The organism is Desulfovibrio ferrophilus (genome assembly GCF_003966735.1).
In the GTDB taxonomy this organism is placed as follows: Bacteria; Desulfobacterota; Desulfovibrionia; order Desulfovibrionales; family Desulfovibrionaceae; genus Desulfovibrio_Q; species Desulfovibrio_Q ferrophilus.
Map to the genome: position 1 here is coordinate 640,710 of NZ_AP017378.1, position 14,291 is coordinate 655,000.

Here is a 14,291-nt window from a genome sequence, read left to right on the forward strand (position 1 = left end):
ACTGTACGGGGGGAGGGGAGGCATGGGGCAGTCGCAATTCGTATTTTAGAAATTGGCCCCGCCCCGCCTGTGGTCAAAGAACTGCTGACACAGGATTGAGGGCTGATTTTAATATGCCTCCATGTTGTAAGCCTCCTAATAATTGACAAACCTTTTTTAAGCGTTCAGAAACTTTGATGCTTCGGCAATCATTCGCGCGCGTATATGAAGGATTGTCGGTTGCATTTGATTTCGGCCCCGTGATGACGCCTTGGTCGGTGGCAGGGGCTGGAATTGGTCTGATTCCAGTTGGTTGGTAACTCGTATGGAGGAGTGAAGATGTCGGTTGTCGACTCGACCCTGCACGTGCCCAAACCGTCGCGGGCGTCTGGCTACCTTGATTGGTTGCAGATGCTCACCGGTGCTGGGCTCGTTTTGTTTATGTGGAGCCACATGATTCTGGTTTCCAGCGTTTTGCTGGGCCCCGGTGTCATGAATGCTCTGGCCCATTTTTTCGAGGCCACATACATGGCCCAGATCGGCGGCCCCATGATCGGGTTTGCCTTTATGTTGCACTTCGTGCTGGCGGCTCGTAAATTGCCGTTCCGCATGCAGGAGCAGAAATCCATCTGGGCACATGCCAAGACTCTCAAACACACCGACACCTGGCTTTGGCTGGTGCAGGCGGGAACGGCCATGATTATTCTGATCATGGGCTCCATCCATATGTGGGTGGTTCTGACCGATCTGCCCATCTCCGCAGCCAAGAGTGCCGCGCGTGTGTCCGAGGGCTGGTGGCTGATGTTTTATCTGTTGCTTCTGCCATTGGTGGAACTACACGTCGGGATCGGTTTCTACCGTATCGGTGTGAAGTGGGGCGTGATCAAGCGTTCCAACCGCCCCAAGGCCAAGAAGCTGGAAAAGGTCGTTACGCTGACCATGATCACCATCGGCGTGCTGACCCTGATCCGATTCCTTTTGCTCGCATCCTAGGAGGAAGCACCAATGCAGACGTTTTATACTGACGTTTTGAGCATCGGCGCGGGCCTGGCGGGCGAGCGTGTGGCCATCGAGGCCGCCGGAGCCGGGTTTGATGCCATCTGTTTGTCCATTGTCCCCGCACGTCGTTCGCATTCATCCGCCGCACAGGGGGGAATGCAGGCTGCCCTTGGCAATAGCGCCATGGGCGAGGGCGACACCCCCGACGTCCACTTCAATGATACGGTCAAGGGTTCCGACTGGGGCTGCGATCAGGAAGTTGCCCGCATCTTCTGTGATAACGCCCCCATTGCCATGCGTCAGATGGCGCATTGGGGCGTGCCATGGAACCGTGTGGTCGGTGGCAAGGGCTTTTACTACAAGGGCGGCGAGCGCTTTGAGAAGTTCGAGAAGCCCGAGAATGAAGGCCTGATCACCGCACGTAACTTTGGTGGTACCGCCAAGTGGCGCACCTGTTACACCTCCGACGGCACCGGTCATACCGTGCTCTATACCATGGACAATCGTGCCGCCAAGATGGGTGTGCAGGTCCATGACAAAGTGGAAGTCATCAGCCTGATTCAGGATGGCAAGCGCTGTATGGGCGCTGTGGCCCGCTGCCTGAAGACCGGCGAATTGCGCGTCTATCTTGCCAAGGCCACTCTCGTGGCCGCTGGCGGGTTCGGCCGTATCTATCGCGAATCCACCAACGCCGTGATCTGTGACGGTGGCGCTCATGCGGCCGTGCTGGACACGGGCGTTGTACCTCTGGGCAATATGGAGGCCGTACAGTTCCATCCCACAGGTATTGTCCCGACCTACATCCTTGTGACTGAGGGATGTCGAGGTGATGGCGGTACGCTGCTGGATGTGAATCAGGAACGGTTCATGAACATCTACGAGCCGGAAAAGGCCGAATTGGCCTCCCGCGACGTCGTTTCCCGCTGGATGATGCATCATATCCGCGAGGGTAAGGGCGTGAAGAGCCCCTATGGCGAGCACCTCTGGCTCGATATCCGTCACCTGGGCGAGCAGCACATCCGTGGCAAGCTGCGCGAGGTGGACGATATCTGTCAGAACTTCCTGGGCATTGACCCGGTTAAGGATCTGATTCCGGTCAAGCCGGTGCAGCACTACTCCATGGGTGGCGTGCGCACCAACAAGGACGGCGCAGCCTACGGCCTGGAAGGCCTGTTCGCGGCTGGCGAGGCCGCGTGTTGGGACATGCATGGCTTCAACCGTCTGGGCGGCAACTCCCTGGCCGAGACTGTTGTGGCCGGTATGGTCGTCGGCGGCAAGGTTGTGGAATACCTCCAAGGCGCTGAGGCCCAGTTCAAGACCTCTGTCATTGAAGATCAGGTTGCCAAGGATCGCAATCGCATTCAGCGTCTGATCGACTGTGCAGACGGTGGTGAAGACGCCTTCAAGGTCCGGGCTGCAATGCAGGATGCCCTGCAGGACGGCGTGCATATCTTCCGTAGTCACAACGACCTGGAGCAGGCTGTGTTCCAGCTGCAGGAAGTGCATGAACGGGCCAAGAAGATCGGACTGAAGTCCAACGGCAAGGGCGCCAACCCTGAACTGGCTTTGGCTCTGAAGATGGCCGGTCAGGTCAAGTTGGCCTTGTGTGTTGCCTATGGAGCCCTCAAGCGCACTGAATCTCGAGGCTCTCATGCCCGTGAGGATTTCCCCGAACGCAACGACCGTGATTGGCTGAACCGTACTCTCGCCACCTGGAAGAACGAGGACGACGATCTGCCGACCCTGAACTATGAGGACGCCACCCCGTCCTTCGAAATCCCACCGGGAGACCGCGGCTACGGCGGCGGGACCATCATCCCCATGGATAACCCCCCGGCTGGGAAGGAGGACTAAGTCATGGCGCGTACGCTGAAATTCAACGTCTTCCGTTATAATCCCATGGACGAGAAATCCGTGCCGCACATGGACACCTTTGTGCTGCCTGAGATTCCTTCCATGACCCTATTCATTGCATTGAACCAGATTCGTGAGGAACAGGACCCGTCGTTGCAGTTTGATTTCTGCTGTCGTGCGGGGATTTGTGGTGCTTGTGGCATGCTTATCAATGGGCGCCCGGGCCTGGGTTGCAAGACCAAGACCAAGGATCTGCCCGATGAGATCACGCTCCTGCCTTTGCCGGTGTTCAAACTCGTGGGTGATTTGTCCGTGGATACGGGCACCTGGTTCCGCGAGATGTATGCCAAGGTCGAGAGCTGGATTCATACGGATACGGTGTTTGACCCTACGGCTGAAGAAGAGCGTATGGACAACTCCATCGCCGAAGAAATCTACGAGCTGGAACGCTGCGTGGAATGCGGTTGTTGTGTTGCCGGTTGCGGAACCGCCCGTATGCGCAAGGACTTCATGGGCGCTGTGGCTCTGAATCGTGTGGCCCGTTTCCTCATTGATCCGCGCGATCAGCGGAGCGAGGCCGATTACTACGACATCATCGGCACCGATGAGGGCATCTTCGGGTGCATGGGCCTGCTGGGTTGTGAAGACGTCTGTCCCAAGGAATTGCCTTTGCAGGATCAGTTGGGATTCCTGCGGCGCAAGATGGGACTCGCCGCTATCAAACGTTTTTTACCGTTTGGTAAAAAATAGGGGGCCGTTGAAACTCTCCTTCTCGCGGCGTTAGTCGGGCTGAAATGACTCCTCGTGCATGTTGAATACATGCCGAACTCATTCCCCCCCTTGCGCTTGGACGGAAGGATTTTTGAGCGACCCGCGAGGAGGTTGCGAATACATCTCGAAGTTTTTGCGACCTTTGATGGAGACAACGAAACTTTCCCGGCTGTTGACCGGGGGAGTCACCATAGAACTTGGAGAGGTTATGAGAACAGTGAAAGCCCAGGACGTGATCGCCCCAGTGGCGAACATGTGCCGTGAGGCCAATCTGAAATTGCCCGATGACGTCAAGCAGGCGTTCCGGGATCATATGGAGAGTGAGGACTCCCCGGCTGCCAAGGAAATTTTCCGACAGTTGTTGGAGAACTCCGCCATGGCCGAGGAAACAGGGTTGCCCCTGTGTCAGGATTGCGGACTGGCCGTGTTCTTTGTGGACATTGGCGAGGACGTGATTGTGGAAGGTAGCCTGAAGGATGCCGTGACTCAGGGCATGATCCAGGGCTACGAGGAAGGGTATCTGCGCAAATCGTCCTGTGATCCCATGTCCCGTGCCAACACAGGCGACAACGCTCCGGCCATTATCCATTTTGATTTTGTGCCCGGCGACAAGATCACCATCAATTTCATGGCCAAGGGCGGTGGCTCAGAGAACATGAGCCGCGTGACCATGCTGGCTCCGGCCCAAGGCTGGGAAGGCATCAAGAAGTTCGTGGTCAACCGCGTGGCCGAGGCCGGACCCAACCCGTGCCCGCCGACCATGCTTGGCATTGGCATCGGTGGCACTTTCGAGCGCGCCCCCATCCTGGCCAAGCGGTCCTTGATGCGGCCCTTGAATGACACGCATGCCGATCCCGAGATCGCCAAGCTCGAGGCTGAACTGCTGGATGCCGTTAATGCTCTGGGCATCGGCCCCATGGGCCTGGGTGGTAAGACCACCTGTCTGGGTGTGAAGATCGAGATGGCCCCGTGCCACCTCGCCAGTCTGCCTTTGGCGGTCAACGTGCAGTGCCATTCCATCCGGCATCAGGAGGTGGTGATCTAATGGCTGAATACACCTTGAATACGCCACTGACTGATGAGGACATCACTCCCCTGAAAGCCGGGGATGTGGTCTTTATCAATGGAACCATCTATACGGCGCGTGATGCGGCTCATAAACGGCTGATGGACCTGATCGACAAGGGGGAAGCAACTCCTTTCGAACTCAAGGGTTCCATTGTCTACTATGTCGGCCCGAGTCCTGCGCCTCCGGGACGCCCCATTGGTGCCGCCGGTCCCACCACCAGCTATCGTATGGATACCTATGCGCCTCGGCTTCATGCTCTGGGGCAGAAGGCTTCCATTGGCAAAGGCAAGCGTAGCGAAGAAGTGAAGGCGGCCCTCAAGGAGCATAAGGCTGTGTATTTTGGAGCCACTGGCGGCGCTGGCGCGCTGCTCTCCAAGTGCATCACCGCGGCCAAGGTCATCGCTTTTGATGAACTTGGTCCTGAGGCCATCCGCGAATTGACGGTGGAGAAGTTTCCGCTGTTGGTCATCAATGACTGCCACGGCGGCGAACTCTATGCCGTGCCGGATCGCAAGGCTGCAGGCCTGGAAGATTAGCGACTAGCGGAGGCGTTGCCCGCTGCCGAAGGGCTCACCCCCTTTGGAAGATGAGTATATGAAGGCCGTCCTTTCGGGGCGGCCTTCTTTTATGTTCGAGGTGGAGTCTTCCTCAGAAAACGCAGGAGGGAAATCGGTCTTTCTGTAATCGAGGGTTGTGTGGTTTATTGTAGATAAGGTATATGATGAATGTGTTGGATATTATTAAGAAGTGCAGAACTCCGCGCATTCGCAAGGCCCGGCCTCGGGACGTGCCCGCCATTATTGAAATGGTGGATCGGACTATGGCTGGCGATTATCGTGGTATTGTGCCCGACGATGAAATTGCCAAGTGGGTGGGGGCGTTGTCCATGGCGCTCAAGGGGCCGTGGCCCCTTGCCTTGGTCGCGGATTATAAAGGGCTTGTGTCAGGAGTGGCACTGGTACGTGACGGAATGCATTTGTCGCTTCTATGGACTGCCGAAGGGTGTCGCGGTGCCGGGCTGGGGACAGCCCTCATGGATGCCGTGGAGCACAAGGTTTTTTCTGTGGGGCATCCTTACATGACGTTGTCTGTCTATCGTGACAATGATCGGGCTGTGACTTTTTATCAGCACCGGGGTTGGACTGTGAACAGTCAGTATGTGGGCGAGGTTGGAGCCGTTGTCCTTGAGATGAGAAAAAAGCGTTCTTGAGTTGGTTTGACTTCATGGTGTTGGGTTATGTGCTGGGGGGCATTGTGAGAACTCGAATCCGTTGGGCTGTCCTGGGCGTATGCCTGCTGCTCGGACTGCTCTGTCTACCCGCTCAGGCTAAGCCTCTGGTGCGGTTGGCTAATGGTGAATGGCCACCCTATCTGTCGGAAACCCTCCCTCATTTCGGATTTGCCTCCGATGTCGTTCAGAAGGCCTTCGAAGCGGTTGGGGTTGAGGTGGAGTATGAATTTTTTCCTTGGTCCCGTGCCTTCAGCTATGCGCTCCAGGGGCGTGACGAGGATGGTCGCGTGCTGCATGGAACTCTGGTTTGGGTCTATACCCCGGCTCGTGCCGTCTCATTTCTGTACAGTGATGTTGTGATCGAGGATTCGGAAGTTCTGTTTTATTCTAGGGATAATCCTCTGGATTGGTCGGAGATGGAGGATCTTCGAGGCAAGATTATTGGAGGGGCGAGTGGGGCGGCGTATCTTCTGCTGGATGATGCCGAAGCTGCCGGTATTCTGACCATTGAACGCTCGGGCGGGTACGAATCCCTGTTTGTGCGTTTGCTGCACGGTCGGGTCGACGCCGTGCCGATGGTCACCCAGGTGGGGCGTTTTTATGTCGAGAGGGTATTGAACGAGGAAGAACGGAAGCTGATTGCCTGGCACCCAAAGGTGATCCAACATCGCCAGTATCACCTGATTCTTTCGAAGAATGTGGACGAGAGTAAAGCCTTGATGCCCCTGTTCAACAAGGGATTGGCTGCCATTCGCAAAGACGGAACCTACGCGGGCCTGCTGGCTGATCTTTACGCTGGCAAATACGATCGCTAATTTGCTGTGCCGTTGCCGGTCTGCATGTCATTTTTATTCGCACGGGTCAGTTGTTCGCCGCTACCTTGCGGGCAGGGATGCTGATGCACCAGATGCCGGCAAGAGCCAATCCACAGCCACCGATATGTGCAGGGGTGATAGGGTCGCCCAGTATCAGGGCTGCGAGCAGAACCGCCGAGACTGGCATCACCGATGTGAAAATTCCTGCAGTGCCTGCATTGACTTGAACAATCCCCGAAAACCAGAACAGATAGGCCGCTACGGTGATGAATGCCCCGTAGTAGGCCACGGTGCCCCATGTGGCCAGGGAGACGGCTGCAAAGTCGAATCCCTGAGACTCCATGAGTGCCCCTGGTATGAATAATATCAGTCCGAAGCAGGACATGATGGAGGAGATGGCCAGGGGCGATACGGGTTCACGTACGGTCTTTCTGAGGAGCAGAAAGAGAGCCTCGGCCAGTACTGCGCAGAGAATGAGCCCATTTCCTGCCAGGGTTCCCAGACCAACGCTCATGCCTTGCAGGTTGACGGCCATGATTCCACCCACGGAAAGGGCAATGCCCGCAACTGCTCGCGAGGTCAGTTTTTCCCGCAGCACGATCAGGGCAATGATTCCCATACAGGCAGGGGTTGTGCTGGTGATGATTCCCGCAGCTCCGGCATCGGTCATGGTCAACCCTTTGAGCAGGAAAACATTGAACAGGAATGATCCGCACACGGCCTGGATGAAGAGGATGATCCAACTGCGGGTTGAAAGTCTGGGGATGCCTTCAAGAATATACAGCAGTGGGACGATGAGCATGACGGCGAAAAGGAAGCGCATGGCTGATGCCAGGTGAGGCGGCAGCTCGATGATCATGAATTTTCCGGCGACAACGGAACTGCCGACCAGAATCATGGCCATGGTCAGGTCGAAATAGGCACGGAAGGATGGTTGCTGGGGCATATGATCTCCTGAAGATTCGGTTTTGGCCGACGTTTTCAGAAAGATAGCCCAAGCCTTGTGATCAGTTTTGCAGATGCTTGCGGTATTTGCCGGGGGTAAGTCCGGTGAACCGTTTAAAGGCATTGGTGAAATGGGCCTGATCGGAAAAGCCGATTTCCTGCGCGATATCAGCCAGGCGGATCGTTGTCCTTAACAACTGGCGCGCCCGGCGGATGCGGGCATTCATAAGGTAGGCGTGTGGCGGGGCGCCTACGGCGCGACGGAAAACGCGCAGGAAATGATAGGGTGACAGGTGAGCCTGTTGTGCAAGTTCATCCAGGGAAATATCCTGTTCGCATTGCTCGTCCATGAAGGCCCGGGCCCGGGCCACACCCGTTGGTTCCGTGCCTGCTCGCAAGCTTGGGGGGCGCTCTGCCGCATGTCGTTTGATCCACAGCCCCAGCATTGATAGCAGTGCGGATTGCTGGGCCAGAAGTGACGCATGGGGATGGTCCAGGATCTGGTGACAGGCTCGGACTTGGGTGGCCAGTTCGTGATCGTGGATGACGCCTGTGGCGAAGTCCGGTGCTGCCACTGGGCGTCCGGCGGCTTGGCTTGCTGCATTTTCCACAACACCCGGGTCCAGGTAGAGCATTCGATAGGCCCAGCCCTCCAGAACAGCGGCATGACCGTCGTGCATTTCGCCGGGGACAGTAAGGTTCACGCTGCCTGCATCGGCAACAAAATTCTGATTGAGAAAAGTGAAGGCCATGGCTCCATGCTCAATGACGCCAACCCCGTACCTGCGGTGGAAGTGCTTTGAAAATCGCTGTGTTGTGAATCGTGCGGTCAAGACCTCCACACCACCTACGTGCGGCAGTGTGATGCGGTTCTGATCGGGCAGGGCGATTCCCTGCTGGTTATGTGAGGTCCTATTCATTGGAGTTCCCGGCTTTTCAGATGACTTTGGCATACCTGTGGGCAGGTGTTTTGTAAAATATTGCTGGAAGGGTTGATCCTAGGCAGTAATAGCGTCTTCCGGGCGGGCGCAGAGGCGGTTGTAGACGGGGATGACCTCCCTGTAGCGATTCACCTTGCGTTGGATTTGGACAATGAGTGTGGATGGAGTGACCAGATCGAGATCCAATACTTGCGTTTTGACCTCTTCGGCCAGGAATGACCGCATGTTCACGGACAGAGCTTGTTGGAACAGGCGCCCGGTTTGGAGCCCGTATCCTGAGGATTGTTCTGTGAACACGGCGTCGAGATTTCCCTTGCCAAGGGAGAGGGTTTGGCGCAGCAGGATGCGGTCCTTGTCCAGGTCTGGATGGATTTCCTTGAACGGTCGGGAAACAAAGTCCTGCAGGAGTTCAAGAGGAGGCGTTTGGTTAAAGACGTGGAGGTGTTCGGCCAAATCCTCAATGGATGTTTTCTGGGCCGGGTATTTTGTGTAGAGGCCACGCATTGTGCCGGAATCAGGAAATTTGAGCAGATTGAGCAGCACCTTTTGGCTGGCCGTCCGGCCCAGTATCTTTTTCAGTGTGCGGCGGATGTCGAGAATTGCCTCGGCAGCCCGTGCACGCATGGGTCTGGATCTACACAGATTGTTGACGAAGACAACGGCACGACTGGCCGTGCCTACGATTTGTCCGAAATCCAGAGTGTCCCCTTCCAGGCTTCGTAAGTAGTCATTGTCCGACTTGAATGCTTTGCGGTCGATCCGTCGGGAGTGTTTGCTTATGGATTTTGCAATGCGCGCAAGCTTGCTGTCGGTGAGTTCTTTCAGGGTGTCTTCGATGTCCGTGCCGACTTGCTCCATGTCGCGGTAGTATTCCTTGCCTTCACCCATGGCGAGAGCTTTGAGCCTCAATAGGTGCTCGCGGATGGTTTGGATCAGTTGATGTTGTTCCTCGGGAATTTTTTGGGCGGCTTTGGCGCTGTGTTGGCCCTGAATCAGATCCAGCAGCACGATGATGCGCTCTGTGTTGTTCTCCACTGCCATGTCGGCATCACGTTCCCTGAGAATGAAATCTTCTCCCAACCCAAGGACGGCACAAAGGTGCCGGAATCGGCGTAGGAGTCGATAGGCGATGTCGGGCGATAGCTTGCGGTGGAATTGTGCCCAACCGGTTCCTTTCCAGAGGTAGCGCTGGGAGCGCTGATCCTGATCGTGTCCTCCAGGGCTTTCCGCCAGAGCCAGGGTTAGTCCTTCAGGGCCCTCTTCGATGAGGAAGCGATAGGAGCGTCGATCATTGATGTGGACGGGGGTGCCTTGTTTGGCTCCCCACTGCTGAAGAACTTTGTCTGAGACATTCAATTCGTCGAGTGTTTTGATGCTCTCGGAATAGATGCGCAGATGTCCCTTCAGGGATTCCACGCAGGAAGTACCCTCTTGAAGTTGATTGGCATCAATGTACAGGCTGCCATCCAGGGAGAGAGGGTGCTTGATGTCTGTTGTGTGACCGCGAAGCATCAAATTGCCTTTGATTTCCTGGATATCCTGAATCACAGTCGCAGTCATTTTAGGCGCAAAAACCAAGTCTCCCATCCAGACTGAATCGCGGAAGGGGATGCGGTTTCGGAGCCGGGTCACCGGGTCTTCGGCACGCAGGCTGAAGGGGTTCAGGTTGTCCAGAAAGCCTTGCCAACGTTGAAGAGTTTCGTCGTCTGCCGGAATGAGAACATCAGGTAGGAATGTGAGTGGGCCGTGACGGGTTTGGACTTCCAGCAGAAATTTGTTCTCGCGGGCTTTGACCATATCTTGAATGTCGGCGGTGATTTCTTCGACCAGCAGGTCCATGCGACCTGCGTGAATGGCAGACACTACAATGCGTTGGGCCGCATTCATAGAGCGCCCCTTGGTGCGCTCTAGGATGATGTCGACACCGATGGTGACAATCTGCTTGATGTCCACAACGGCCTCGGAGCGTCCTTTGGCCTGTGTCATGGACTCGAACCGATCTGCCAAGATGGTGTTGGCATGGCGCAGGGCTGCCTGCATGGTGTCCCCCCCCAGAAGAAAACTCTACGACATAGTATAATACTTGAGCTGTTTTGGGCAAGGCCTTGGTGGGTGAGAGGATTTCCCCGTCGGAGTGGTTTGTTGGACATGAAAAAGGCCGCCCCGAAGGGCGGCCTTGGTGTTTGCTGTATCGCTGGATTCTATTCGAAGTCCATGCCGTAGGCGTCGACGACCAGGGCAACGCGCTTTTTGGATTCCTGCAGGCGTGTGCGCAGGGACTTCTTGTATTCCTCAATGTCCAACTGAATGGTGGCGACACCGGTGTCCATGGCGGCCTGAGCCACGGCAGAGGCCACCCATTCAAGCACGCGCGGGTCAAACGGGCTGGGAATCACGTAGTCCGAGCCGAATTCCAGCTTGCGGCCATAGATCTCGCAGATTTCGTCCGGGACTGGTTCCTTGGCGAGCGCGGCCAAGGCATTGGCCGCTGCAAGTTTCATCTCCTCATTAATGGCGGTGGCACGGGTATCCAAGGCGCCGCGGAAGATGGAGGGGAATCCGAGGACGTTGTTGATCTGGTTGGGGTAATCGGAACGACCAGTGCCCATGATGCACTCAGGGCGGGCTTCCTTGGCATCCGGATAGGTGATTTCGGGGTCTGGATTGGCGCAGGCAAAGATGATGGGGGCTTCGCCCATGGATTTGACCATGTCCTTGTTGATGGCGTCCTTGACGGACAGCCCCAGGAACATGTCCGCACCCTTCATGCATTCAGCCAGACTGCCGTAATCCTTGTCCTGTGCGAAGAACTCCTTTTCGGGAGTCAGGGGGCCGCGTCCCTTGTAGATCAGGCCGCGTGAATCGAACATGAACACGTTTTCCTTCTGGATGCCCATGCCTACATAGAATTTGGTGCAGGCAATGGCGCCTGCTCCGGCGCCGGAGACCACGAGTTTCAGGTCGGCGATGTTCTTGCCGGAGATCTCCAGAGCGTTGATGATGCCAGCGCCAGAGATGATGGCCGTGCCATGCTGATCGTCATGGAACACGGGAATGTTCATCTCGGCTTTGAGTCGCTCTTCGATATAGAAACATTCCGGTGCCTTGATGTCCTCAAGGTTGATGCCACCAAAGGTGGGTTCCAGCAGCTTTACGGTCTCGATGATCTTGTCGGGGTCCTCGGTGGCGAGGTTGATGTCGTAGACGTCGACATCCGCGAAGGATTTGAAGAGCACGCCTTTGCCTTCCATCACAGGCTTGCCAGCTGCTGCGCCGATGTTGCCCAGACCCAGAACGGCGGTGCCGTTGGAAACAACGGCGACCAGGTTGCCGCGGCTGGTGTAGTCGAAAGACTTGGACGGGTCCTTGGCGATCTCCAGGCAAGGCTGGGCCACGCCGGGGGAGTAAGCCATGGAAAGATGCTTTTGGGTGCGGCAGGGCTTGACGGGAATGACTTCGATTTTTCCCTTGCGTCCCATGGAATGGTAGTCGAGGGCTTCTTGCTTAGTGAACAATGCCATGGTGGAGATGCCTCCGGTTGACGGGTTGATCGATGGAATGTGTGTCGGGCGGGGGCATTAGTGCTCCACTTTCCGCTCCATATCGTGATGATTGAATCCAGATGCCGAAAGGTATTGCAGGACCCATTTGATTGCAAGCCCTCACCTGTATTGGATTCGTCCTGTCTGAGTGCGAGGGGTTGGCCCGCTTCTTGATAACTGAGGGTGCAGGTTCGGACTGTGGGTTTTTTGTTTGCTTCCATTGCCTGTCTGATATAGTGCAATGCACCGATTATAAAGGAAGTTTTCGTTGAGAATTCTCGTCATCAATTTGACCCGCTTTGGGGATTTGCTGCAGACCCAGCCTGTGATTTCCGGCCTGAAGGCTCAGGGGCACGAAGTCGGGTTGATGTGTCTCGAAAATTTCGCGCCAGCCGTTGAGTTGATGCGGGATGTCGATCATACCTTCTCTTTCCCTGGAGCAGCTCTGTTGGCGCGCCTGGATGATGATTGGCGGGAGTCCTTGAGCTTGTTTTGGCAATGGGGCGGTGATGAGTTGCGCAGCTTTGCTCCTCATCGTGTCCTCAATCTGACGGCCACGCTTCCCGGGCGATTGCTCAGTAGCTTTGCAGCTTCGGAGGTGCAGGGCTTCGGAATAGATGACTTTGGATTTGCGGTGAACTCGTCGCCTTGGGCTGCGTTTCTCCAGGTTTCGTCCAGGAATCGTGGGTGCAGCCCGTATAATCTTGTGGATCAGTTCTGGCGGGTTTCCGGGCTTTGCGATGGTGATCGTTCCTATCGTCTGGCGAAGCCTGCTGAGGGTGCCAAAGCGCAAATGCGGGACCGGCTGCAGAGCGAAAGCCACGAGAAAAGTCAGGGCTATGTTGCCCTGCAACTGGGAGCAAGTGATGACAGGCGACGTTGGCCAATAGGTCATTTTGCTGCTTTGGCTGAGCGAATTTGGCAAGAGCATGGATTGATTCCCGTACTTTTGGGGACCAAGATTGAAGCCCCATTGGGGCAGCGTTTTGCTCAAGAAATTTCGTGTCCGCATATTGACCTGATTGGGGCAACGACTCTGGTCGAGTTGGCTGCGGTATTGACTGAAATGCGCTTGCTCGTCACCAACGACACGGGGACCATGCATTTGGCCGCTGGCCTGGGCACGCCGGTTTGTGCTGTTTTCCTGGTCACGGCCCAGCCCTGGGATACCGGCCCATATGCTCCGGGGTGTTTGTGCGTGGAAGCTGATCTGGCTTGTCATCCCTGTGGTTTTCGCCACCGTTGTCAGATCAATCATGCCTGCCGGTCTACGGTTACGGCAGAGGCTCTATATCATTACATACAGCAATTTATTGTGACAGGACGTTGGGAGGCTGGTGCTTCCATTCCAGCGGGCATACGGGTCTGGGCAACTGCCGTTCAGCCTGACGGAGCCATGGGGCTTGAATCACTTTCAGGTCATGATATCCAGGACAGAACCTCGTGGGTGCGCCTACAGCGTCACTTTTACCGTCAATTTCTCGACGAACAGGAGCCGACTCCGCCGCATGAAGTGTACCCCCTGTCCGATGAGATGACGCAATCTGCCTCCAGAGTTTTGGAGCAGGCCGGGCAACTCCTGTTTTTGATGGGAGAACAGGTCAGTGTGCTGGCCAGGACGCCTGTTCCCATGCTGAGAAACAAGTTTCTTGGGAATTTTGAGCGGGTTACGGCACTTCTTGCCGACGATTACTTATTCTCTGTTTTGGGAGACATGTGGCGCCAGGAATCTCAATCCATGGCTAGAGATTTTACAATGCTGTCAGCGTTGATCAAGCGGTATTCCGCGTTGGTCGAAGTTTGGCGGCAGTGTTTGAGTTGAAGTGGCACAGTACTTGAATGTAAGGCCTTGACGCATGTTTTGCGTACATATTTTCCCTTTGTAAGGAGGAGAGAGATGATTGTTATCGATGGTCAAGAGACCGGCTTGAAGGTCAACAACTTCAATAATTTGGAAGACCTGCTGGTGAAGATGATGGAAGATGACACCCTGGGTAACAGGATGGTCACCGATGTCTTTGTGAACAAGGAAGCTTTTTCCGAGATCTATCCGCATCAGGCGGAAGACATCTCCACCGAGGAGATCGAGAGCGTGGAGATCGTGACCATGCCCGTTCCCGAGATGGCAGTGAACATCACCCGCGA

The 14,291-nt window shown here is 55.9% G+C and carries 13 protein-coding genes (1 of these 13 only partly in view); 9 read left to right on the forward strand and 4 right to left on the reverse strand.

All coding sequences use genetic code 11. The features are described 5' to 3' along the window. Positions 1 to 318 precede the first annotated feature (318 nt). The 7 genes from EL361_RS02960 to EL361_RS02990 all read left to right on the forward strand — a co-directional run bounded on the left by EL361_RS02960 (position 319) and on the right by EL361_RS02990 (position 6,718). Positions 319 to 972 (forward strand): succinate dehydrogenase/fumarate reductase transmembrane subunit, encoded by a 654-nt coding sequence (locus EL361_RS02960; protein WP_126376470.1) that lies wholly within the window; start codon positions 319 to 321, stop codon positions 970 to 972. A 12-nt stretch (positions 973 to 984) separates the two neighbouring features. After that, complete coding sequence (locus tag EL361_RS02965; RefSeq protein ID WP_126376472.1) at positions 985 to 2,832, forward strand: fumarate reductase flavoprotein subunit; 1,848 nt, start codon at positions 985 to 987, stop codon at positions 2,830 to 2,832. Between the two features lie 3 nt (positions 2,833 to 2,835). Next, positions 2,836 to 3,582, forward strand: a complete 747-nt coding sequence (locus EL361_RS02970) for a fumarate reductase iron-sulfur subunit (RefSeq protein ID WP_126376474.1) — start codon at positions 2,836 to 2,838, stop codon at positions 3,580 to 3,582. Positions 3,583 to 3,811: 229 nt separating this feature from the next. Beyond that, a complete protein-coding gene (locus tag EL361_RS02975) occupies positions 3,812 to 4,648 on the forward strand; it encodes a fumarate hydratase (protein ID WP_126376476.1) in 837 nt (278 codons plus the stop codon). Next, positions 4,648 to 5,208, forward strand: coding sequence for a Fe-S-containing hydro-lyase (locus EL361_RS02980; protein ID WP_126376478.1), 561 nt, complete (start codon positions 4,648 to 4,650; stop codon positions 5,206 to 5,208). Before EL361_RS02975 ends, EL361_RS02980 begins: the two co-directional genes overlap by 1 nt. Before the next feature lie 182 nt (positions 5,209 to 5,390). Then, the gene (locus tag EL361_RS02985) at positions 5,391 to 5,882 is read left to right on the forward strand and encodes a GNAT family N-acetyltransferase (protein ID WP_126376480.1); all 492 of its coding nucleotides are present in this window, start codon (positions 5,391 to 5,393) and stop codon (positions 5,880 to 5,882) included. 44 nt (positions 5,883 to 5,926) lie between these two features. After that, positions 5,927 to 6,718, forward strand: coding sequence for a substrate-binding periplasmic protein (locus tag EL361_RS02990; protein ID WP_172961614.1), 792 nt, complete (start codon positions 5,927 to 5,929; stop codon positions 6,716 to 6,718). A gap of 46 nt (positions 6,719 to 6,764) precedes the next feature. On the opposite strand, the gene EL361_RS02995 is transcribed toward EL361_RS02990, so the two are convergent. From EL361_RS02995 to EL361_RS03010, 4 genes are all read right to left on the reverse strand, one after another. Next, positions 6,765 to 7,664 (reverse strand): DMT family transporter, encoded by a 900-nt coding sequence (locus EL361_RS02995; protein WP_126376484.1) that lies wholly within the window; start codon positions 7,662 to 7,664, stop codon positions 6,765 to 6,767. A gap of 61 nt (positions 7,665 to 7,725) precedes the next feature. Beyond that, entirely contained in the window at positions 7,726 to 8,583 is an 858-nt protein-coding gene (locus EL361_RS03000; RefSeq protein WP_126376486.1) for an AraC family transcriptional regulator, read from the reverse strand. 78 nt (positions 8,584 to 8,661) lie between these two features. Continuing rightward, on the reverse strand, positions 8,662 to 10,644 hold the full coding sequence (locus tag EL361_RS03005; protein ID WP_126376488.1) for a hypothetical protein: 1,983 nt from the start codon (positions 10,642 to 10,644) through the stop codon (positions 8,662 to 8,664). 161 nt (positions 10,645 to 10,805) lie between these two features. Continuing rightward, on the reverse strand, positions 10,806 to 12,125 hold the full coding sequence (locus EL361_RS03010; protein WP_126376490.1) for a malic enzyme-like NAD(P)-binding protein: 1,320 nt from the start codon (positions 12,123 to 12,125) through the stop codon (positions 10,806 to 10,808). Between the two features lie 289 nt (positions 12,126 to 12,414). Here EL361_RS03010 and EL361_RS03015 point away from each other — a divergent pair, with 289 nt between their 5' ends. Together EL361_RS03015 and EL361_RS03020 are read left to right on the forward strand one after the other, a co-directional pair. Then, complete coding sequence (locus EL361_RS03015) at positions 12,415 to 13,968, forward strand: glycosyltransferase family 9 protein (protein ID WP_126376492.1); 1,554 nt, start codon at positions 12,415 to 12,417, stop codon at positions 13,966 to 13,968. Between the two features lie 75 nt (positions 13,969 to 14,043). Then, a protein-coding gene (locus tag EL361_RS03020) for a DUF8043 domain-containing protein (protein ID WP_126376494.1) crosses the window boundary here: on the forward strand, positions 14,044 to 14,291 show its start. Its footprint extends 361 nt past the window's final position; 248 of the gene's 609 nt are visible here — the first part of the coding sequence; the start codon lies at positions 14,044 to 14,046; its stop codon lies beyond the right edge, outside the window.